This window comes from Paracoccus pacificus (assembly GCF_042680785.1).
GTDB lineage: Bacteria > Pseudomonadota > Alphaproteobacteria > Rhodobacterales > Rhodobacteraceae > Paracoccus > Paracoccus pacificus.
This window is the reverse complement of the sequence record NZ_JBHUEN010000043.1, coordinates 650,221-670,801: the sequence shown is the minus strand read 5'-3', so window position 1 is coordinate 670,801 and position 20,581 is coordinate 650,221. Positions and strand designations below refer to the sequence as shown.

The following is a 20,581-nucleotide window of genomic DNA, read 5'->3' as shown; positions in this document are numbered from 1 at the left end:
GGAAGAGGATCTTTGCTTCTTTCTTGTCCAAATATCCTTGGGGGTCCGGGGGCAAACAGCCCCCGGCTTCGGGTTCAGGCGCGGGCGGCGCGGATCGATTCCTCGATGATGTCCAGCGCCTCGTCAAAGACCGCATCCGGCACGGTCAGCGGCGCGAGGAAACGGATGACATTGCCGTAAACCCCGCAGGTCAGCAGGATAAGGCCGCGTTTCAGCGCCTCTTCCCGCACCCGGTTGGTCATCTCGGGATTCGGCTTGTCACCGCCCGCGACGTTGAACTCGACCGCGTTCATGAAGCCGGGACCGCGGATATCGGCGATCTCGGGGACCGAATCGCGCAGGCCCGCAAGGCGCTGTTTCAGCCGCTGGCCAAGGCGGGTGGCGCGGTCGGCGAGTTCCTCCTCGTCGATCACGTCAAGCACCGCATGGGCAGCCGCGACGGCCAGCGGGTTGCCGGCGTAAGTGCCGCCAAGACCTCCGGGATTGGGGCTGTCCATCACCTCGGCCCGCCCGGTGACGGCCGAGATCGGCAGCCCCCCGCCCAGCCCCTTGGCCATCGTGGTCAGGTCGGCGGCGACGCCGTGATGTTCCATCGCGAACAGCTTTCCGGTGCGCGCGAAGCCGGTCTGCACCTCGTCCGCGATCAGCAGCATGCCGTATTTGTCGCAGATCTCGCGCAGTTTCCGCATGAACCCGGCCGGCACCTCGTAGAAGCCGCCCTCGCCCTGCACCGGCTCGACGATGATCGCGGCGACCCGCGCCGGGTCGACATCAGCCTTGAACAGCGTCTCGAGCGCCTGAATCGCATCATCGGCCGAAACGCCGTGCAACTCGTTCGGGAACGGCAGGTGCCAGACGTCGTTCATCATCGGCCCGAACCCGGCCTTGTAGGGCTGGACCTTGCCGGTCAGCGTCATGCCCATGAAGGTGCGGCCGTGAAAACCGCCGGCGAAGCTGACGATGCCCGGGCGCCCGGTATAATGCCGCGCGATCTTGATCGCGTTTTCCACCGCCTCGGCGCCGGTGGTGGCGAAAATGGTCTTTTTCGGAAAATCGCCGGGCACCAGCGCGTTCAGCCGTTCCGCGAGCGCGACATAGTTTTCATAGGGCACGACCTGATGGCAGGTATGGGTGAAACGGTCCAGTTGATCGCGGACGGCGGCCATGACCTTGGGGTGACGATGGCCGGTGTTGACCACCGCGATACCGGCGGCAAAGTCGATATAGCGATTGCCCTCCTTGTCCCAGATCTCGGCGTTCTCGGCACGGTCTGCATAGACCTGAGTGGTCATTCCGACGCCGCGCGAAATCGCGGCATTCTTGCGGTCGGTCAGGGTGGTCATGGCGGTTCTCCAATTCGTCCAAAGCCGGGATTGCGGCTATAGTAGCGGTCGTATTGGCTTGCACAATGGCCGGCTTCCGGGGAAAAAGGCTTGTATATCATTGCATGGGCCGGTCCGGCCCCAACCGGAGGGCGCCAGATGATCCAGATCATCAAGCCGAGCGCGATTGAGCCAGAGGCCTGCGCTTGGTCCGTCGGCGTGCCGGCCATCCGGGCCGGTGACCGATCGACCAGCGCCCCGAGCCGTCCCCTCGGGCCCCGTCGTGACGCACCCGGCGGCTGCGGCATGGCGGGATTCGTGACGCGGACCAGCAACCGGGCCCGATCAATCGAGCAGAAAGCGCCATAGCATGTTTCCGATCCGCGACCACAACCCGTCCGAAACGCGGCCCTATGTCACCATCGGGCTGATTTTCGCCAATGCGCTCATGTTCATCCTGACCGCGCCATGGGCCGGCGGCATGACCGGGTTGTGGGACCAGCTTGCGCTTTATCCGATCGCGGTGACCCATGGCCAATATCTGTGGGGTCTGATCACCCATATGTTTCTGCATGCCGGGCTGATGCATATCGCCGGGAATATGCTGTTTCTGTGGATCTACGGCGACAATCTGGAAGACCAGATGGGCCATCTCGGGTTTCTGCTGTTCTACCTCGCCTGTGGTCTGGTGGCGGCCGGCGCGCAGATTCTGGCCGATCCCAACAGTTCGGTGCCGATGGTCGGCGCCTCGGGGGCGATCGCGGGCGTGATGGGGGGCTATCTGCTGATGTTCCCGAAGGCCAAGGTGGATGTGCTGGCGATCATCATCATCATCGTCAAGATATTCACCATCCCGGCCTGGGTCATGCTGGTGGCATGGTTCGGGCTGCAACTGGTCAGCGGTTACTCGATGATGGGCGGGGACAGCGGGGTGGCCTATTGGGCCCATGCCGGCGGCTTCATCGCGGGTATCGTCCTGACCGTGCCCCTGTTCCTGCGCCGCGGCGGCGTCCAATTCTGGAACCGCACCCACGGCCGGCCGCCGCATGATCCGATCAGCTATCGCCAGACCCGCATCCCCGAGGTCAGACGATGAGCCTGCCAAAGATCGCCCCCGATCACCGGCTGACCTGTCATTGCGGCGCGGTCGAGCTTGCCGTCACCCTTGTCCCCGAGGGGCTGGCCAGCGCCACGCGCTGCGACTGTTCATTCTGCAGGCGTCGCGGCGCCATCGCGGTCACCGCCCCGCGCGGGGGGATAAAGATCATCCGCGGCGCCGAGGCACTGAGCCTGTACCAGTTCGGCACGCATACGGCGAAACATTGGTTCTGCGCGAATTGCGGCATCTATACCCACCATCAGCGGCGCAGCAATCCGAACGAATACGGCGTCAATGCCGCCGCGCTGGAGGGGGTCAACCCGTGCGATCTGGGCGAGGTGGAATGGGTCGACGGGGTGAACCACCCCTCGGACCGGGCCAAGGACTGAACGCGCCGGGCGGCCGGGCGGTCTAGTTGATGCCCCGGATCAGCTCGGCGAAACGCGGGAAAAGCTGCGCGTTGGCGGCGACGATGCCGCCCTCGTCCAGCACATCGGTGCCTTCGTCGATGGATTCGACGAACCCGCCGGCTTCGCGCACCAGAAGGATGCCCGCCGCCTTGTCCCACGGAAAGGTCAGCCGTTCCCAATATCCGTCGACGCGCCCGGCCGCCAGATAGGCCAGATCCAGCGCCGCCGCGCCCCAGCGCCGCACACCCGCGGTTTCGGGCATCAGCCGGGCCAGATCCTTGACCGCCATCGGCACGCTGCCCCTGCCGCCGAACGGCAGGCCGGTCGCGATGATCGATTCGATCATGTTACGGCGGTTCGAGACCCGGATGCGGGTGTCGTTCATGAACGCGCCATTGCCCTTTTCGGCGGTGAACATCTCGTCCTTGGCGGGATCGAAAACCACCGCGGCGACAACCTGCCCCTTATGCTCCAGCCCGATCGAGATCGCCCAATGCGGCAGCCCGTGCAGAAAGTTGGTGGTGCCGTCCAGCGGGTCCACGATCCAGCGCCGCGTCGGATCCTCGCCCTTGTCCTCGCCGGTTTCCTCGCCCAGCCAGCCATAGGTCGGCCGCGCGCCGCGCAATTCCTCCTTGATGATCCGCTCGGCCTCGCGGTCGGCGCGGCTGACGAAATCACCCGCCCCCTTGACCGAGACCTGAAGGTTCTCGACCTCGCGGAAATCCTTGACCAGGCTGCGCCCCGCCTTGCGGGCAGCCTTGATCATCACATTCATATTGGCGCTTTGCATGGTCCAGCTCCATCGTTCAAGCGAGCCTCATATGATGCACAGCGCGCATTGCCAAGCATTTCGCGATTTTTCTTTGTCGGAAAATTTTGAATATGTTACATTATATTGAGTCCAATAGAATCATACCTACAATATATGGAGATTGTCATGACCGGAAAAATGTCTAGAAGCGCTTCGAGCGGACGATTTGTCAAACAGACCTATGCGAAATCGCATCCAGCCACCACAGTAACCGAGACGCGCGGTGGCGGGTCAACGGGCTCCGCACGGAGTGCCAAGACGGGCCAATTCGTCAGCGAAAAATTTGCTGCGAGAAACCCTAAGACAACGGTGCGGGAAAGCTAAGCACACGGTCCCCAATTAAGGGGAATTTGCAAGCGGGGTCAGCCGCGCTGCAGGCGCACGGGTTCGGTCCGGCACAGGCGCTGGAAATTGGCGATATAGGGCAGATAGGCGTCCTCGGTCCGGGTGGCGGCGAACATGCGCTTGATCGGCTGACCAGCCAGAGGCCGGGTCACGTAATCGGTGGAATAGCGCACCTCGCGCAGCACCCAGTCGGGCAATACCGCGACACCACGGTCCGACGCGACCAGCATCAGGATCATCGCGGTCAGCTCGACCTGCCGAATCGCGGCGGGCTCGACCCGTGCCGGGGTCAGGAACTGGGTGAACACGTCTAGCCGGTTCCGCGCGGCGGGATAGGTGATGAGCGTCTGATCGGCGAAATCCCCGGGCTCGATCTCAAGCTTCCGCGCCAGCGGGTTCTGGGCCGAGGCGACGAAGGTCGGCGCATAGTCGAACAGCGGGCTGAACTGAATGTCCGGCAATGCCTCGGGGTCGGCCGAGATGACCAGATCGACCTCTTTCCGGGTCAGGGCCGGCAGAGCGCCGAAGGAAAGCCCGGCGCGGATATCGACATCGACCTCGGGCCAGGCATGGCGGAACTGCTCCATCACCGGAAAAAGCCAGTCGAAACAGGCATGGCATTCGATGGCCACATGCAGCCGCCCGGCGCGCCCGGTTTCCAGCGCCTGAAACTCGGCCTCGGCGGCGGCGATCAGGGGCAGCACCTGATCGGCCACCCGCAGCAGCCGCATGCCGGCGGGGGAAAGGCGCATCGGCTTTGACTTGCGCAGGAACAGTTCGACCCCCACCTGCTCCTCGATGCCCTTTATCTGGTGCGACAGCGCGGATTGGGTGATATTCAAGGTCTCGGCCGCGCGGGCCAGACCACCTTGCCGGTGGATCGCCCGCACGGTCCGCAGGTGGCGAAGCTCCAGATGCATATTGAGCAGGCCTCATAACGATGTTGCAGTTTATGAATTAGACTCACGCCGGATGCTGTGCAAGAAAGACCGCCGATCGAAAGGACCGCCACGATGTCAGCCCCGCCCGAAATCAGTTTTGAGTTCTTCCCGCCCAAGACGCTGGATGCCTCTTTCCGGCTGTGGGAGACCGCGCGCGCCCTTGCGCCGCTGGACCCCGCTTTCGTGTCGGTGACCTATGGCGCCGGGGGCACCACGCGGCAGTTGACGCATGAGGCGGTGACGGCGCTGGCCAGCCATTACGGGCTGAACGTGGCGGCGCATCTGACCTGTGTCGATGCGACGCGGGACGAAACCATGACCATCGTCGACAGCTATGCGCAGGCGGGCGTCCGGGAAATCGTGGCGCTGCGCGGGGATGCCCCGCAAGGCCAGGATCGTTTCGTGCCGCATCCGCAGGGCTTCGCCAATTCGGTCGAGCTGGTCGCGGCGATCGCCAAGCGCGGCGATTTCACCATCCGCGTCGGCGCCTACCCCGAGCCGCACCCGGACAGCCCCGACACCGCGGCCGACGTGGCGTGGCTGAAACGCAAGGTCGATGCGGGCGCGACCAGCGCCATGACCCAGTTCTTCTTTGATGCCGATACCTATTTCCGGTTCCGCGACGCCTGCCAGAAAGCGGGCATAGATGTGCCGATCATCCCCGGCATCCTGCCGATCCAAAGCTGGGGCGGGGCGAAACGATTCGCCGCGCGCTGCGGCACCTCGGTGCCGCTATGGGCCGAAGAGGCATTTGAAAAGGCGATCCGCGACAACCGGGAATCGCAACTGGCGACCGACATCTGTGTCGACCTGTGCAGCGATCTGATCAGGGGCGGCGTGGACCAGTTGCATTTCTACACGCTGAACCGTCCCGAACTGACCCGCGCAGTCTGCGAACGGCTTGGCATTCACCCGACCCGCAATCTGGACGAGGTGGCCTGAACGGCCACCCCCAATGCGCGCTGGTTCTGCGCCAGTATTGCCGGGGTCAAGCCCCTGCCCGGTTCAGACGGCGGCGTCCAGCGACATCACCGTGGCATGGCCCATCAGACCAAAGCCGTTGAAACGGGTATTCGTCACTGTCGAATAGGCGCCGGCGCCGTGGAAGATGACATAGTCACCCTCGGCGATTTCGGCCGGCAGGGACAATTCGCCGGGCAGACGGTCCACCGAATCGCAGGTCGGCCCAAAAACGGTGCGGCCCATTTCATCGGGACCGCGGGACGTGCCGTCGGGTTTCAGCACTTCGAGCCGGTCGATGTTGCCGATGATCGGCAATTCGGTCAGCCCGCCATAAACCCCGTCATTCAGGAAGACGTGGTTATCATCGCGCACCGCTTTGACCCGGGTGATCAGCGAAAACGCATCGGCGACCAGCCCTCGGCCCGGCTCGCACACCAGTTCGGGGCGGTCGGCACCGAAAGCCTCGGTCGAGGTTTCGTCGATCAGGGTGAAAATCGCCTCCAGATCGGGGACGACGCCATGGACCCGGTGCGACGGGAAACCGCCGCCCACGTTCAGCCGCCGGGCCGGAACGCCGGCCGCGTCGCAGATCTCGCGCGCGGTGCGGATATAGGTGTCCCAGGCCATCGGATCGGTGCATTGCGTGCCCGGATGGAAGGTCAGCGAGGGGATGAAGCCGGCCTGCGCGACCTTGGCCAGCAGCTCGGCCGCCAGTTCGGCCGTCGCCCCGAACTTGGCGCCGAAATCATAGGCCGCGCCCGTCACCGGCAGCTTGAAGCGGGGCGAAATCTCGACCCCGTCGGACGGCACATTGGCCAGCAGCTTGTCCAGTTCGGAATGCGAATCGACCGACCATGACCGGATCCCCGCCTTGACGGCATGGGCGATCTCGGCCCGGGCGCGGACCGGATTGTGATAATGCCGCGCCGCGTCGGGGGCGAGCCGTCCGATCAGGTCGATTTCAAACGGCGAGGCCACGTCAAAGCCGCGCAGACCGGCGGCGACCAGATTTTCGATCACCGCCTCGGCCGGGTTCGATTTGACCGCATAGGTCACAAGCCCCGGAAATCCCGACAAAAAGCGCCTTGCCGTATCCTGCAGGACGGTCGGAGCGAAAACCATCACCGGGTTTTCGGGCCGCGTCGCGCGGATCAGATCGGCGGGATTTTCCCAGACGGTCTTGTTGTGTCCCATACGTTGGATTCCCTCTGCCATAAGCGTTGAAAACAAAGATGCGCCATATGAGTTCCGATTTCACCGATCAAAAGATTGGAAATGTAGCGCAGTCCCGCTAAATTGCCGAAAACCATCGTCAAAATGCCGGGTGTGTCGTGGATGAACTGGATCGTAGCATCATTGGACAACTAAGTAATGACGCCCGTATGTCGGTCGCGGTGCTGGCGCGGCGGCTGAAGGTCGCGCGCTCGACCATTCAGGCGCGGCTGGAGCGGTTGGAAACCTCGGGCATCATCGCCGGTTACACGCTGCGACTGGGCGATACCGCGCGTCATACCCGCATCCGCGCCACGGTGCTGGTGAATATCGAGCCGCGCGCGCAGGCCGCCATCCTGTCGCGGCTGAAGATTTTCCCCGAGGTCGAGCGCATCCACACCACCAGCGGCCGCGTCGATCTGTTGCTGCAACTGGCCGCGCAATCGACCAGCCAGCTTGACGATGTGCTGGACAAGATCGGGGGGTTGGAGGGGATCAAATCCTCGGAAAGCCTGATCCATCTGTCGACCAAGATGGATCGCGCCGTCTGAAAAAACGTCTGAAAAAACGTCTGAAACCCCTCTGACAGCCCGCCCGCCGGTGACCGGCTGCGGCTGGCTCACGCCGTCTTTTCCAGTCTGAACAGGTCGATGAACGCCTGCGCCGCGGTCAGGTCGCCCGAGGCATTCGCAAAGCCCTTGGCGATCATCGCCGCCAAGGGCGCCGCGCCATAGGTCACATAGGCCAGCGCATTGCCGGTGCCTTTCAGAACGAAGGGCGTATCGGGCCGGTCGACCGCAATGGTCCCTACCCGACCGTCCGCGACCCGCATCTCGAACGCCTCAGCGCCGAAATCGAACCCGGCGGTCGCGGTGACGCCTTTGGCCCGGTCGGCGATCAGACACACCCCCATCGAGATCATCAGCGCGCTGGGGCTGATGAACCGGGTATGGTCGTGGCCGGGCACGGTCAGCGCCCAGCGGCACAGCGATTCCAGAACCGGCAGCAGCCGCTGCCCCGCAGGCGTCAGCGAATAGATGCCGAGCTTCGCGTCGTGATGAACCACCCCGGCACTTTCCAACTGCGCCAGACGTTGGGTCAGGACCGAGGCGGTGATGCCCGGCAAACCCGCCCGGATCATCTGAAAGCGCTTCGGCGCGAACATCAATTCACGCACCACCAGAAGCGCCCAGCGATCCCCGATCAGGTTCAGCGCATGCGCCGCCAGGCAGCCCTCGTCATAACGGATACGCGGTGTTTCGCTGTGTTTGGTCATGATTTGATACTATCAGTTGTTTTTTACTACTTCAAGTGAGATAGTGTGATTCGGAGAAACCGCAAACCGGAGGAATGAAGATGACCTATTACACCGGATTCATCGCCGCCGTGCCGACCGCCAATCGCCAGAAATACCTCGACCATCTGCGGGTTGCCTGGCCGCTGATGCGGAAATACGGCGCGACACGCATGATCGAGACCTGGGGCGCCAATGTACCGAAGGGCAAAGTCACTGATTTTCAGGGCGCGGTCGCGGCGAAGGACGATGAAACCGTCGTTTTCAGTTGGGTCGAATGGCCCGATCGGGCCACCGCCGACACCGCGTGGAAGAATATGGAAAGCGATCCCGAGATGGCCGCGATGGCCGAAATGCCCTTCGACGGCAGCCGGATGATCTTCGGCGGGTTCGCGCCGCTGATGGAAGCGGGTCAGCCGCAGGGTGCGCCCTATTATCAGGGCTTCCTGCTGGCCGTTCCCGAAAAGAACAAGGCCACCTATGAGAAGATGGCCAAGGATGCGTGGGAGATGTTCCGCAAATACGGCTGTCTCGGCATCGCCGAAAACTGGGGCGTCGACGTGCCCCGCGGCAAGCAGACCGACATGTATCGCGCCACCAAGGCCGAGGATGGCGAGGCGGTGCTGTTCAGCTGGACCGCATGGCCCGACCGCACCACCTGCGAAGAGGCCGCGAAGCAGATGGAGGCCGATATGGAGGGGCAGGAATTCCCCGAAATGCCCTTTGACGGCAAGCGCATGATCTGGGGCGGCTTCGAGACGATCTTCGATTCGGCCAAATCCTGAGGAGAGCTATCATGACCTTCACCCCCTATATGTCCTTCGCCGGTCAATGCGCCGATGCCTTCGCCTTTTATGGCGAGGTATTCGGCGGAACCGTGGCGATGCACCGCTTTTCGGAGATCCCGCCCGGTGACGGCATGCCGACGCTGCCGCAAGACCAGCAGAACTGGGTCATGCACGCGCAGCTGACGGCCCCGGACGGCACTTTCCTGATGGGCGCCGACATGCCGCCCCAATTCGGCGAGCGTGATGCCGACGGCAATCCGCAGCCAGAGGCGCGGGCCGATTCCGTGGCGGTCTGGCGCGATGGCCCGGACGCGGCCAAAGCCCTGTTCGACAAGCTCGCGGCCGGCGGCAAGGTGACGATGCCCTTCGGCGCGACGTTCTTCTCGGCCGGGTTCGGGATGTGCCGCGACCGTTTCGGAACCGCGTGGATGGTATCCAGCGAGGATCCCGCGACTCCGCCGCCGAATTAAGCCCGTTCTGCGCCGCAAGGCGGCAAGCAACCGACCCGTCAACCCAAGGAGGCAACGATGACCAAGTTTCAAGGCAGACCGTGCTGGTATGAGCTGACTTCCGGCACGCCCCCGGCCGAGGCCGAATTCTACGGCAAGGTGCTGGGCTGGACGACGCAGGATGCGGGCCAGCCGGGCAACGACTATCTGCTGGCGAAATCCGGCGACGAGATGGTCGCAGGTCTGGCCCTTTCGGCAGGTTCCGAGCCGGCGCACTGGCTGATCTATTTCGCGGTCGATGATTGCGATGCCACGGTTCAGGCGATCCTCAAGGCCGGCGGCGAGGTTCCGGTTGACCCCAAGGACATTCCCGGCACCGGCCGCTATGCGATCGTCGCCGATCCGCAGGGCGCGCGCTTTGGCATCCTGCAACCGGACATGAGCCAGATGAGCGACGCGCAGAAGGCCAAGGCCGAACAGACCGGCGCCTTCGACCAGAAAAAGCCGGGTCACGGCAACTGGAACGAGCTGATGACCAGCGACCCCGCGGCGGGTTTTGCCTTCTATTCGGCGCTGTTCGGCTGGACGAAATCCCGCGCCGTCGACATGGGCGCAATGGGCACCTATCAGCTTTTCGCGCATCAGGGCACCGATATCGGCGCGATGATGGGCCTTGGCGACGCGCCCAGCCCGGTCTGGCTGCCCTATTTCGGCACCAATGGCGTCGATGCCGCCATCCAGCGCATCACGAATGCCGGTGGCAGCATCATCGACGGCCCCCAAGAGGTCCCGGGCGGCGCCTTCATCGCCATCGCCCGGGATCCGGTCGGCGCGCATTTCGCGGTCGTCGGCCCGAAGGAGGAAACGAAATGAGCCCGCTTACCATCGTCACGCTGGACTGGGTGCCGGATTTTCCGCGCGGTTTCGTGCGCGACATCCGCGCCCGCTGGGCCGCCGAGGAAGCCGGCCGCCCCTATCAGGTCGAGACCGTTCCCGGTGCCCAAAAGACCGAGGCGCATCGCGAGATCCAGCCCTATCAGCAGGTGCCGGCCATCCGCGATGGCGATCTGACCCTGTTCGAAAGCGGCGCGATCGTGTTGCATCTGGCCGAGGGCACACCGCTTTTGCCGCCCGATCGGCGGTCCGAGGTCACGCAATGGGTGATCTCGGCCCTCAACACGGTCGAGATCGCGACCGGGCACTGGCTGTTGATGATCCTGCAACGGGATTACCCCGAGATTTTCGGCCCCGGCGCGACCGACGCGCAATTGGCACACGCCCGGCGCGGCATGGACTTGCGGCTTGGCCAGTTGGAACGCGAGCTGGACGGACGCGAATGGCTGCTGGGCGATCAGTTCACCGCCGGCGACATCCTGATGGCCGACACCTTGCGCCAGATCGACCATGACGGTGTGCTGGACGGCTTTCCGGGGCTGCGCGCCTATCTGGACCGCGCCAAGGCGCGCCCGGGCTTTCAGCGCGCCTATGACGCGCAGATGGATCATTGGAAGGCGGCGGACAAGGCCAGGGCCGCCGTCGCCGCAAGCTGATATTTCGGAACGGGAGACTTATCATGAACTATCAAGGCAACCCCTGCTGGTACGAACTCGGCACCGGCGATCTGGACAAGGCCGGTGAATTCTACGGCAAGATTCTTGGCTGGACCGTCACCGATTCCGGAATGGAGGGCTTTGATTACCGCCTTGCCCGCGCCGGGTCCGAGATGGTCGCGGGCATGATGTCGAATGCCGATCAGGTTGGCCCGCCGCCGCCGAACTGGGTGATCTATTTCGCCGTCGACGATTGCGACCGGACGGCCGCCGACATCAAGGCGGCAGGCGGGCGGCTTTACGTCGAACCGGCGGATATTCCCAATACCGGCCGCTATGCCGTCGCCGCCGATCCGCAGGGCGCGGTGTTCGGCATCCTGCAACCCGACATGAGCGGGATGAGCGAGGCCGACCGCGCCAAGGCCGAACGGGGCGAAGGCGCCTTCGACCAAAAAAAGGCCGGTCACGGCAATTGGAACGAGCTGATGACCCCCGATCCCGAGGCGGCCTATGCCTTCTACTCCAAGCTGTTCGGCTGGACCAAGGGCGAAGCCATGGACATGGGCGATTGCCCGGGCGGCGGCACCTATCAGCTTATCCGCCAGAACGGCACCGACATCGGCGCGATCCAGCCGCAAGGCAATTCGCCGGTGCCGGCGTGGCTACCCTATTTCGGCGTCGGCGGCAGCGTCGTGGCCAAGATCGACGCGATCAAATCCGCCGGCGGCCAGGTCCATTTCGGCCCTCAGGAGGTCCCCGGCCCGGCATGGATCGCCATCGCCAGCGACCCGCAGGGCGCGGCCTTCGCCATCGTCGGCGCCGAAAAGTAATCCATGCGGTCCGGGTCATCACGGCCCGGACCCTTTCACATCGGCGGAGGAAACCATGATGGACGAAAACGCACTGAAACCCGCCACCGAACTGGCCGAGTTGCGCACCCGCGGCCTGCCCGGCGAAACCCCCGACTATACCAAGGCCCGAAAGGCCCTGCTGGCCCAAGAGATCGAGTTGCGGCGGCTTGCGACCCGTGTCGCCGAACAGCGGCAGGCGCTGCCGGAAGGCCCGTTGGTCGAAAAGAACTATCGCTTCATCGACGAAACCGGCACCGAACGGGGCCTGATCGACCTGTTCGGCGACCATGACACGCTGATCACCTATTTCTGGATGTTCGGCCCGGAACGCGAACGCCCCTGCCCGATGTGCACCAACTGGATCGGCGGGGTGAACGGGAACGCCAACGACATCAGACAGCGCGCCGCCTATAAGGTGCTGTCGCGCAGCCCGGTCGCGCGGATGCAAGCCTTCGCGGCCGAACGCGGCTGGAAGGACACGGAATTCGTCCAGACCGTGGGCGACGATTACATCGCCGATCTGGCCGGGCTTGACGGCACGAGCGGCTATGACGTGCCCGCGCTGGCCGTCTATCGCCGCGATGGCGACGAGGTGCGCTATTTCTATGTCGGTGAAATGCCGGCCGGCGCCGCCGATCCGGGTCAGGATCCGCGCACGCTTGATATCGCACCCCTGTGGAACATCCTCGACCTGACGCCCGAGGGGCGCGGGACCGACTGGTATCCGAAGCTCAGCTATTGAAAGGACGCCCCATGCCCAATGCATCTGAATCGGCGGTCCGCACCTGCCTGCGGATGGACAAGGACGGAGAGGCCGCGGCGCGCTTCTATACCGACCTCATTCCCGGAAGCGTGCTGGACAATCCCGAACGCTTCAAGGGCGGCAAGACCCCGGCCTTGGTGGTGACGTTCACGCTTGCCGGCGTGCCCTATATGATCCTCAACGGCGGCCCGCATTTCACCCTGACGCCGGCCGCCTCGATTTCCGTGATGACCGACGATCAGGCCGAGACGGACCGGCTGTGGAACGCGCTGACCGCCGATGGCGGCCGGGAAAGCCAGTGCGGCTGGCTGGTCGACCGCTGGGGGCTGTCCTGGCAGATCACCCCGCGCGAGGTGATGCGGATGACCTTTTCCGACGACGCCGAGGCATCCGAAAGGGCGCGTCAGGCGATGTATCAGATGAAAAAGCTGGACATCGCGACGATGCGCGCGGCGTTCAATGGCGGGGCCTGATCGCGCGCGCCAACATGTGAGGAGAATGGAATGACCCTGACGCTTTACTATCACCCCCTCGCATCGGCCTGCTGGAAGGTGCTGGTCGCGCTTTACGCGAACGGCACCGCGTTCACCCCGCGCCTGATCGACCTGTCGCAGCAATCCGACCGCGACCTGATGGCCGGTCTGACGCCGCTGGGCAAAATGCCGGCGTTGCGCGACGATGCCAGCGGCGCGACCATCGCCGAAACCTCGGTCATCATCGAATGGCTGGACCAGAACCGGCCCGGTCCGGCGCCGCTGATCCCAAAGGAAAACGCGCTTGACGTGCGGACTTGGGACCGGGTGTTCGATTTTTACGTCCACGATCCCATGCAACGCATCGTCAGCGCGCGGCTGTTCCTGTCCGAATCCGCCGCCGCCGAGATCGCGGCCGAGGCGCGGAAGCAGTTGGACCAAGCCTACCGCGTGCTCGACCGGCATCTGATCGGCAAGGATTGGGCGACCGGCCCCGCTTTCACGCTGGCCGATTGTGCCGCCGCGCCGGCGCTTTTCTACGCCGGTATCCTCCAGCCGTTCGACGGCCATGCGCAGTTGACCGGCTATTTTGAACGGCTTCTGGCGCTTCCCGCCTTTGCCCGTGTTCTGGACGAGGCGCGCCCCTATTTCGACATGTTCCCGTTTCAGGATCAGATGCCCGCCCGGTTCCGATAGCGGGCGGCTTGGTGCGCCCCCCCCGCGCGCCCTCACCGGCATTCCAAACACCCTTGGCCTTGGCGCGCGCAGGCATTAGACCATGGCCCGACAAGGGGAACGCCGATGACCATGGATAAAAGTTTCGACGCCACTTCCGCCGAGGCGCGGATCGCGGCCGAGTGGGAAAAGACCGATGCCTTCGCCGCCGGGGCCAATGCCTCGCGGGCCGAGACCTTTACCGTGATGATCCCGCCCCCGAACGTGACCGGCAGCCTGCATATCGGCCACGCGCTGAACAACACGCTGCAGGATATTCTGGTCCGCTGGCACCGAATGCGCGGCTTCGACACGCTGTGGCAACCCGGTCAGGACCATGCCGGCATCGCCACGCAGATGGTGGTCGAACGCCGCATGGCCGAGCGGCAGGAGCCGAACCGGCGGCAGATCGGGCGCGAGGCTTTTGTCGAAAAGATCTGGGCGTGGAAGCAGGAATCCGGCGATACCATCATCAACCAGTTGAAGCGCCTCGGCGCCTCTTGCGACTGGTCGCGGAACGCCTTCACCATGTCCGGCGCCCCCGGCGCGCCCGCAGGTCAGGAAGGCAATTTCCACGACGCGGTGATCCGGGTCTTTGTCGATCTTTACGACAAGGGCATCATCTATCGCGGCAAGCGGCTGGTGAACTGGGACCCGCATTTCGAGACCGCGATTTCCGATCTGGAGGTCGAGAACCGCGAAACCCCCGGCCATATGTGGCATTTCAAATACCCGCTGGCGGCCAATCCTGACACTGGCGAACCCGAGACCTATGAATATGTCGAGCGTGACGAAGACGGCAACGTCACCCTGCGCGAGACCCGCGACTATATCTCGATCGCCACCACGCGCCCCGAAACCATGCTGGGCGACGGCGCGGTCGCGGCTCACCCATCGGATCAACGTTATGCGCCAATCGTCGGAAAACTGGTCGAAATTCCGGTTGGGCCCAAGGAGAACCGGCGCCTGATCCCGATCATCACCGACGATTATCCAGACCCCGATTTCGGCTCGGGCGCGGTCAAGATCACCGGCGCGCATGACTTCAACGACTACGGCGTCGCGACCCGCAACAACATCCCGCTTTACGCGCTGATGGATACCAAGGGCGCGATGCGCGAGGACGGTCTGTCCTATGAGGAAAGCGCCGAAATCGCCACCCGCGCCGCCCGGGGCGAGGATGTGGGCGACGTCTCAAACGTGAATCTGGTGCCCGAGGATCTGCGCGGCCTTGACCGCTATGACGCCCGCAGCCGCGTGATCGACCAGATCAACGCCGAGGGGCTGGCGGTCACCTATCTGCACAAGGAAATCGACAAGGAAACCGGGGCCGAGCATCTGGAACGCCGCCCGCTGGTCGACGCCAAACCGATCATGCAGCCGTTCGGCGACCGTTCCGGCGTGGTGATCGAGCCGATGCTGACCGATCAGTGGTTCGTCGATACCGCACGCATCGTCGGCCCGGCGCTGGAGGCGGTCCGCGACGGCCGCACCCAGATCCTGCCGGAACAGCACAAAAAGGTCTATTTCAACTGGCTGGAAAATATCGAGCCGTGGACGATCTCGCGCCAGTTGTGGTGGGGGCATCAGATCCCGGTCTGGTACGGGTTGGACCTGCAGCCCCCCGCTTTCGAGGATGACGACGGCGACGGCGCGCTGGATGAGGTCGAGCTGTTCGAGCTTCTGGTCGAAGGTCTGGTTCAGAAGGGCGATTTCCACCACGCCGCGCCGGATTTCGACGCGGTGCGGGAAAAATTCCGCGACGACATCGCCGGTCTGCCGCAACCGCTGGAGGTCGCCCGCGTGATCGAGGTCGCCGACCGTCAGGCGGCGGTCGACGCCTTTGCGCAGGGGCTGGCCGATTACAACCTGTCGCAGGATCCGACGAAATTGGTCTATCCGGTCTGGCGCGACCCCGATGTGCTGGATACGTGGTTTTCCTCGGGTCTCTGGCCCATCGGCACGCTCGGCTGGCCGGAGGACACGCCGGAAATGCGCAAGTATTTCCCGACCGATGTGCTGGTCACCGGCTTTGACATCATCTTCTTCTGGGTCGCCCGGATGATGATGATGCAGTTGGAAGTCACCGGACAGGTCCCCTTCCACACCGTCTATGTCCACGGGCTGGTGCGCGACGAAAAGGGCGCCAAGATGTCGAAGTCGAAAGGCAACGTCATCGACCCCTTGGTGCTGATCGACGAATTCGGCGCCGACGCCATGCGGTTCACCTTGACCAGCATGGCCGCGATGGGCCGCGACCCGAAGCTGGCGCCGAAACATGTCGAGGCGAACCGCAATTTCGTCACCAAGATCTGGAACGCCACCCGTTTCGCCGAAATGAACGGCGTGCGCGGCGGCGGCGAGCGCCCGAACCCGCGCCACACCGTCAACCGCTGGATCATCGGCGAGGTCGCCCGCATCCGTCAGGCCACCGACGAGGCTCTGGAAAGCTATCGCTTCAACGATGTCGCAACCGGGCTTTACGGCTTTGTCTGGGGTAAGGTCTGCGACTGGTATGTGGAGTTCTCGAAACCCCTGTTCGACGGCGAATATGCCGACGAAACCCGCGCCACCATGGGCTGGGTGCTGGACCAGTGCTTCCTGATGCTGCACCCGATCATGCCTTTCGTGACCGAAGAACTGTGGGCGCTGACCGGGGATCGGCCAAAGATGCTGGTCTGGGGCGATTGGCCGGTCTATGGGGCCGAGTTGATCGACGCCGATGCCGACCGCCAGATGAACTGGGTCATCACACTGATCGAAACCATCCGCTCGGCCCGTGCCCAGATGGGCGTTCCGGCCGGCGCGAAGCTCGATCTGATCGTGACCGAGGCCGACGATGCCGCCCGCGCCGCGCTTGCCGCCAACGCGCCCCTGATCGAGCGTCTGGCCCGCGTCAACGCGCCCGTCGACGGCGCGGCGGCCAAGGGGATGATCGCCGTCGCCGCTCCGGGCGCGTCCTTTGCGCTGCCGATCGGCGATGTGATCGACGCGGGTGCCGAGGCCGCACGGCTGGAAAAATCGGCGGCAAAGACCACGAAGGATGCCGATGGTCTGCGCAAGCGTCTGGACAACCCCCGGTTCGCCGAGCACGCCGACCCCGAGGTGATCGAGGAAACCCGCGAGAAATTGCGGGCACTCGACGACGATCTGGCCCGGACCCGCGCCGCGCTTGCGCAGTTGAAGGCGCTGTAATGGCATGGTTCGACGATCTTGCCCGGCGCAGGATCGACGCGGCCGCCGCGCGGGGCGAGCTGAAGGGGCTTGCCGGCGAAGGCCGCCCGCTTGACCCGGCCACCCTGCGCGAGACGACCGACGACACGTTGAACCGGATCGCCGCCGAAGCCGGCGCCGTCCCCGAAGAAATCCTGTTGAAAAAGAAGCTGATCGCGGCATGGGACGTGCTGCGGTCACTCGAGGACCCGGCCGAACGCCGCGCCGCGATGCGCGAGATCGCCCTGTTGGAGATGCAGCACGGCATTGCGCAGGATGCGCGGCGCAAATTTACCCGCGGCTAGCCCGGCTCGGCCGCCGTCGCAACGCTGACAAAGCGCGCCTGCATGTCCTGCTTCGCCCGTCCCGCCGCCTCCGGGATACTGTCGCCGCGCGCCAGATAAAGGGCGATGGCGCTGGCCAGAAAGCAGCCGGTGCCGCGCAGGCGGATCCCGATCCGGGGCGCAGTCAGGCGGATCGGATCGCCGCCGCCCAGATAAAGTCGATCCTCGGCCATATCGCCGGCATCGGCATGACCGCCCTTGACCAGCACCGCCTGACAACCCTGCGCCAGCAGCGCGCGGGCGATCGCCGGTTCCGCCGCATCCGCCGCAAGGTCGACCTGGGCCGCCAGCGCCGCCAGCTCGGGCAGATTGGGGGTCAGCACGGTCGTGCGCGGCAGAAGCGTCGCGATCAGCGCCCTGACCCCGCCCGAATCCAGAAGCGTGCGGCCGGATGAGGATCGGATCACCGGATCAAGGACCAAGGGCGCGTCGGGCAGAACCTCGGCCACCGTCTCGACGATCCGGCGCGTTACCAGCATCCCGACCTTGGCCGCGCCGATCGGCCCTTGCGCGGCGGTGATGATCTGGGCGGCGACCACCGCCGGGGGCACCATATGGACGGCACTGACCGCGCGGTCGCTTTGTGCGGTGACCGCGGTCACGGCGACACGGCTGTCGCCGCCAAGAGCCGCGACCGTCGCCGCATCGCGCAGAACCCCGGCGCCGCCGCTTGAATCCATGCCGCCGATGATCAGGACCGGCGCGCTCATCCTCGGTCCGCCAGTATCGCCACGTCCGGATGCCCGCGCGCCGCCAACGCCGTGGCCCCCCGCCATGCCCGCAGCCCGGTCGCGCAGACGAACACCACGCGCTGATCCTGCCGGGGCTCAAGCCGGGCGATTTCCTCGGCGGTCAGCCGCGCCGCCATGGGCAATCGTGAAACTGGCAATTCCTCGGCTCCGCGCAGTTCTATGACCAGATCATCCTTGCGCAGGTCCGGTTCCGCGACGATGGCGGGGGTGGGACGGGGGGGCTCGGGTGCGAAATCAAAGCGAAAGCCGGACAGCCGCCAGTTCCCCAGATCGACCGAGATCACCTGCCCCAGCGGGCTGGGCCTGTGCCCAAGAACAATAGCCAGACACATCTGCGCCTGCAACGCGCCCATTGTCGCAACCGCCGGACCCATCACGCCGCCGGTGGCGCAGCTCTGCAATTGCGCCGGAAGGTCGGGAAAAACCGCGCGATAGCTGGGCGCGCCGCCGCAGAACCCGCCGACATAACCGGCCGTTCCCAGAACCGAGGCGCTGATCAGCGGCTTTCGCAGCGCATGGCACAGATCGGACAGCACATAGGTCACCGCGAACATGTCGGCGGCATCGACCACCACATCCGCGCCCCGCAGGAATGCGTGGGCGTTTGCGGGATCAAGCCAGCCCACGACCGGCACGATCCGGCAATCGGGGTTCAACCCGGTCAGGGTTTCGGCGGCGACCTCGGCTTTCGGACGGCCCAGATCGGACATGCGGAACAGGGTCTGGCGATGCAGGTTGCTTTCCTCGACGCGATCACCGTCGATGATCGTCAACTCCCCGATCCCCGCACCCGCCAGCGCCGGCAGCAGGCTTGCCCCCAATCCGCCGGCGCCGACCACCAGAACCCGGGCCTTGGCCAGCCGCGCCTGTCCGGCCGCGCCGACGCCGGGCAGGCAGATCTGACGGGCATAGCGGCTCATACCGCGCATTCCCTTGTGGCGAGGATCCATTCGCGGCAACGCGCCACCGGATCGGCGGCCTGCTGGATGTCGGTGACCACCGCCGCGCTGTCCGCCCCGGCCGCGAACAGGCCCGGCAGGCGCTCGGGCGTCAGACCGCCGATCCCGACCAAGGGCGTCGCCCCGGCCGCGGCTTTCCAGCGGCGCACGCGGTCCAGCCCCTGCGGCCCCCATTTCATCTTTTTCAAAAGCGTCGGATAGACCGGCCCCAGCGCGACATAGGCGGGCGCCAGCGCCAGCGCCCGGTCAAGCTCGGCTTCGTCATGGGTCGACAGGCCGAACCGCACCCCGCCGCGACGCAGCGCCGTGAAATCGGCGCTGTCCATATCCTCTTGCCCCAGATGCACGAAATCGCAGCCCAGATCCAGCGCCGCCTGCCAGTGGTCGTTGACGACAAGCTGCGCGCCATGGGCGGCGCAGATGTCGCGGGACAAACCGATCTGGCGGCGCGTCTCGGCCTCGGGCTGGTCCTTCAAGCGCAATTGCACCAACCGGACCCCAAGCGGCACCAGACGGCCGAGCGCATCGGCATCCGCGACGATCAGATAGAACGGATCCGGACGCCACATCAGACCAGCTCCGCCATGCCGAAAACCGGGGTCGAGGCCACGGCCATCTCGCGCTGCGGCATCAGCCCGGCCTGACAGGCGATCCGCCCGGCCGCGACCGCCTGACCAAAGGCGCGGGCCATGGCGACGGGATCGCGGGCCATGGCGACGGCGGTGTTCAGCAGCACCGCGTCAAAGCCCATCTCCATCGCCGCCATCGCCTGCGAGGGCGTGCCGATACCGGCATCGACGACCAGCGGAACATCGGGGAAATGGGCCCGCATGCTGGCCAACCCCGCGCGGTTCCGCAACCCCTGCCCCGAGCCGATCGGCGCCCCCCATGGCATCAGGACGCGGCACCCCGCCTCGATCAGCCTTTCGCCGACGATCAGGTCCTCAGTCGTATATGGGAAAACCTCGAAGCCATCGGCGGACAGGATGCGCGCCGCCTCGACCAGCGCGAAGGGGTCGGGTTGCAGCGTGTCGGCATGGCCGATCACCTCAAGCTTGATCCAGGCCGTGCCGAAAACCTCGCGCGCCATCTGCGCGGTGGTCACGGCCTCGCGCACGGTGTGGCAGCCGGCGGTATTGGGCAGGATGCGGGCGCCGCTTTCGGCCAGTATGGCGCGGAAATCCGCCCCCTCGCGGCCCTCGCGCCGCAGCGAGACGGTGATCACGCCGGCACCCGAGGCCGCGATCGCGGCCCGCAGCACCTCGGGCGAAGGGTATTGCGCGGTGCCCAGCATCAGCCGGCTGTCAAGATCAACGTTGTAGAACATC

Annotated in this window: 23 protein-coding genes; 14 read left to right on the top strand and 9 right to left on the bottom strand. The window is 65.1% G+C overall.

Annotation, left to right across the window (positions count from 1 at the left end; all coding sequences use genetic code 11):
* Window positions 1-74 precede the first annotated feature (74 nt).
* Window positions 75-1,343 (bottom strand): 4-aminobutyrate--2-oxoglutarate transaminase, encoded by a 1,269-nt coding sequence (locus tag ACFSCT_RS15755; protein ID WP_379144283.1) that lies wholly within the window; start codon window positions 1,341-1,343, stop codon window positions 75-77.
* Window positions 1,344-1,692: 349 nt separating this feature from the next.
* On the opposite strand from ACFSCT_RS15755, the gene ACFSCT_RS15750 reads away from it, so the two are divergent.
* Together ACFSCT_RS15750 and ACFSCT_RS15745 are read left to right on the top strand one after the other, a co-directional pair.
* Window positions 1,693-2,418, top strand: a complete 726-nt coding sequence (locus ACFSCT_RS15750; RefSeq protein WP_379144282.1) for a rhomboid family intramembrane serine protease — start codon at window positions 1,693-1,695, stop codon at window positions 2,416-2,418.
* Window positions 2,415-2,810, top strand: a complete 396-nt coding sequence (locus ACFSCT_RS15745) for a GFA family protein (protein WP_379144279.1) — start codon at window positions 2,415-2,417, stop codon at window positions 2,808-2,810. Before ACFSCT_RS15750 ends, ACFSCT_RS15745 begins: the two co-directional genes overlap by 4 nt.
* 22 nt (window positions 2,811-2,832) lie before the next feature.
* Here the strand turns inward: ACFSCT_RS15745 and ACFSCT_RS15740 are convergent, their stop codons facing one another.
* A complete protein-coding gene (locus tag ACFSCT_RS15740) occupies window positions 2,833-3,621 on the bottom strand; it encodes an inositol monophosphatase family protein (RefSeq protein WP_379144278.1) in 789 nt (262 codons plus the stop codon).
* 383 nt (window positions 3,622-4,004) lie between these two features.
* Window positions 4,005-4,907, bottom strand: a complete 903-nt coding sequence (locus tag ACFSCT_RS15735) for a LysR family transcriptional regulator (protein ID WP_379144276.1) — start codon at window positions 4,905-4,907, stop codon at window positions 4,005-4,007.
* Window positions 4,908-5,000: 93 nt separating this feature from the next.
* Here ACFSCT_RS15735 and metF point away from each other — a divergent pair, with 93 nt between their 5' ends.
* Window positions 5,001-5,870, top strand: coding sequence for a methylenetetrahydrofolate reductase [NAD(P)H] (metF, locus tag ACFSCT_RS15730; RefSeq protein ID WP_379144273.1), 870 nt, complete (start codon window positions 5,001-5,003; stop codon window positions 5,868-5,870).
* 63 nt (window positions 5,871-5,933) lie between these two features.
* Here metF and ACFSCT_RS15725 read toward each other — a convergent pair whose 3' ends face one another.
* On the bottom strand, window positions 5,934-7,085 hold the full coding sequence (locus ACFSCT_RS15725) for a type III PLP-dependent enzyme (protein ID WP_379144272.1): 1,152 nt from the start codon (window positions 7,083-7,085) through the stop codon (window positions 5,934-5,936).
* A 137-nt stretch (window positions 7,086-7,222) separates the two neighbouring features.
* Between ACFSCT_RS15725 and ACFSCT_RS15720 the strand changes: the two genes are divergently transcribed.
* Window positions 7,223-7,654, top strand: a complete 432-nt coding sequence (locus tag ACFSCT_RS15720; RefSeq protein ID WP_379144270.1) for an Lrp/AsnC family transcriptional regulator — start codon at window positions 7,223-7,225, stop codon at window positions 7,652-7,654.
* Between the two features lie 68 nt (window positions 7,655-7,722).
* Here the strand turns inward: ACFSCT_RS15720 and ACFSCT_RS15715 are convergent, their stop codons facing one another.
* The gene (locus ACFSCT_RS15715; RefSeq protein ID WP_379144267.1) at window positions 7,723-8,379 is read right to left on the bottom strand and encodes a winged helix-turn-helix transcriptional regulator; all 657 of its coding nucleotides are present in this window, start codon (window positions 8,377-8,379) and stop codon (window positions 7,723-7,725) included.
* Window positions 8,380-8,459: 80 nt separating this feature from the next.
* On the opposite strand from ACFSCT_RS15715, the gene ACFSCT_RS15710 reads away from it, so the two are divergent.
* From ACFSCT_RS15710 to ACFSCT_RS15665, 10 genes are all read left to right on the top strand, one after another.
* Complete coding sequence (locus ACFSCT_RS15710) at window positions 8,460-9,182, top strand: DUF1428 domain-containing protein (RefSeq protein ID WP_379144264.1); 723 nt, start codon at window positions 8,460-8,462, stop codon at window positions 9,180-9,182.
* Between the two features lie 11 nt (window positions 9,183-9,193).
* Entirely contained in the window at window positions 9,194-9,655 is a 462-nt protein-coding gene (locus tag ACFSCT_RS15705; protein ID WP_379144262.1) for a VOC family protein, read from the top strand.
* A 57-nt stretch (window positions 9,656-9,712) separates the two neighbouring features.
* Window positions 9,713-10,507, top strand: a complete 795-nt coding sequence (locus ACFSCT_RS15700) for a VOC family protein (RefSeq protein ID WP_379144260.1) — start codon at window positions 9,713-9,715, stop codon at window positions 10,505-10,507.
* On the top strand, window positions 10,504-11,184 hold the full coding sequence (locus tag ACFSCT_RS15695) for a glutathione S-transferase family protein (RefSeq protein WP_379144259.1): 681 nt from the start codon (window positions 10,504-10,506) through the stop codon (window positions 11,182-11,184). The genes ACFSCT_RS15700 and ACFSCT_RS15695 overlap by 4 nt, the downstream gene beginning before the upstream one ends.
* Window positions 11,185-11,207: 23 nt before the next feature.
* Window positions 11,208-12,014 carry a VOC family protein gene (locus ACFSCT_RS15690; RefSeq protein WP_379144256.1) on the top strand — a complete coding sequence of 269 codons (807 nt, stop codon included), beginning with the start codon at window positions 11,208-11,210 and terminating at the stop codon, window positions 12,012-12,014.
* Between the two features lie 58 nt (window positions 12,015-12,072).
* The gene (locus ACFSCT_RS15685; RefSeq protein WP_379144254.1) at window positions 12,073-12,777 is read left to right on the top strand and encodes a DUF899 family protein; all 705 of its coding nucleotides are present in this window, start codon (window positions 12,073-12,075) and stop codon (window positions 12,775-12,777) included.
* Window positions 12,778-12,788: 11 nt separating this feature from the next.
* On the top strand, window positions 12,789-13,271 hold the full coding sequence (locus ACFSCT_RS15680) for a VOC family protein (RefSeq protein WP_379144253.1): 483 nt from the start codon (window positions 12,789-12,791) through the stop codon (window positions 13,269-13,271).
* Window positions 13,272-13,301: 30 nt separating this feature from the next.
* Window positions 13,302-13,967, top strand: coding sequence for a glutathione S-transferase family protein (locus ACFSCT_RS15675; RefSeq protein WP_379144251.1), 666 nt, complete (start codon window positions 13,302-13,304; stop codon window positions 13,965-13,967).
* Between the two features lie 105 nt (window positions 13,968-14,072).
* Window positions 14,073-17,180, top strand: a complete 3,108-nt coding sequence (locus ACFSCT_RS15670; RefSeq protein WP_379144249.1) for a valine--tRNA ligase — start codon at window positions 14,073-14,075, stop codon at window positions 17,178-17,180.
* Entirely contained in the window at window positions 17,180-17,503 is a 324-nt protein-coding gene (locus ACFSCT_RS15665; protein ID WP_379144247.1) for a DnaJ family domain-containing protein, read from the top strand. The genes ACFSCT_RS15670 and ACFSCT_RS15665 overlap by 1 nt, the downstream gene beginning before the upstream one ends.
* On the opposite strand, the gene thiD is transcribed toward ACFSCT_RS15665, so the two are convergent.
* The 4 genes from thiD to ACFSCT_RS15645 are packed head-to-tail and all read right to left on the bottom strand — an operon-like array spanning window position 17,500 to window position 20,580.
* Window positions 17,500-18,252 (bottom strand): bifunctional hydroxymethylpyrimidine kinase/phosphomethylpyrimidine kinase, encoded by a 753-nt coding sequence (thiD, locus tag ACFSCT_RS15660; RefSeq protein ID WP_379144245.1) that lies wholly within the window; start codon window positions 18,250-18,252, stop codon window positions 17,500-17,502. The genes ACFSCT_RS15665 and thiD overlap by 4 nt on opposite strands.
* Window positions 18,249-19,214, bottom strand: a complete 966-nt coding sequence (locus ACFSCT_RS15655) for a ThiF family adenylyltransferase (RefSeq protein WP_379144243.1) — start codon at window positions 19,212-19,214, stop codon at window positions 18,249-18,251. Before ACFSCT_RS15655 ends, thiD begins: the two co-directional genes overlap by 4 nt.
* On the bottom strand, window positions 19,211-19,822 hold the full coding sequence (locus ACFSCT_RS15650; RefSeq protein ID WP_379144241.1) for a thiamine phosphate synthase: 612 nt from the start codon (window positions 19,820-19,822) through the stop codon (window positions 19,211-19,213). The genes ACFSCT_RS15655 and ACFSCT_RS15650 overlap by 4 nt, the downstream gene beginning before the upstream one ends.
* Complete coding sequence (locus ACFSCT_RS15645) at window positions 19,822-20,580, bottom strand: thiazole synthase (protein WP_379144240.1); 759 nt, start codon at window positions 20,578-20,580, stop codon at window positions 19,822-19,824. The genes ACFSCT_RS15650 and ACFSCT_RS15645 overlap by 1 nt, the downstream gene beginning before the upstream one ends.
* Between the last annotated feature and the right edge of the window lies 1 nt (window position 20,581).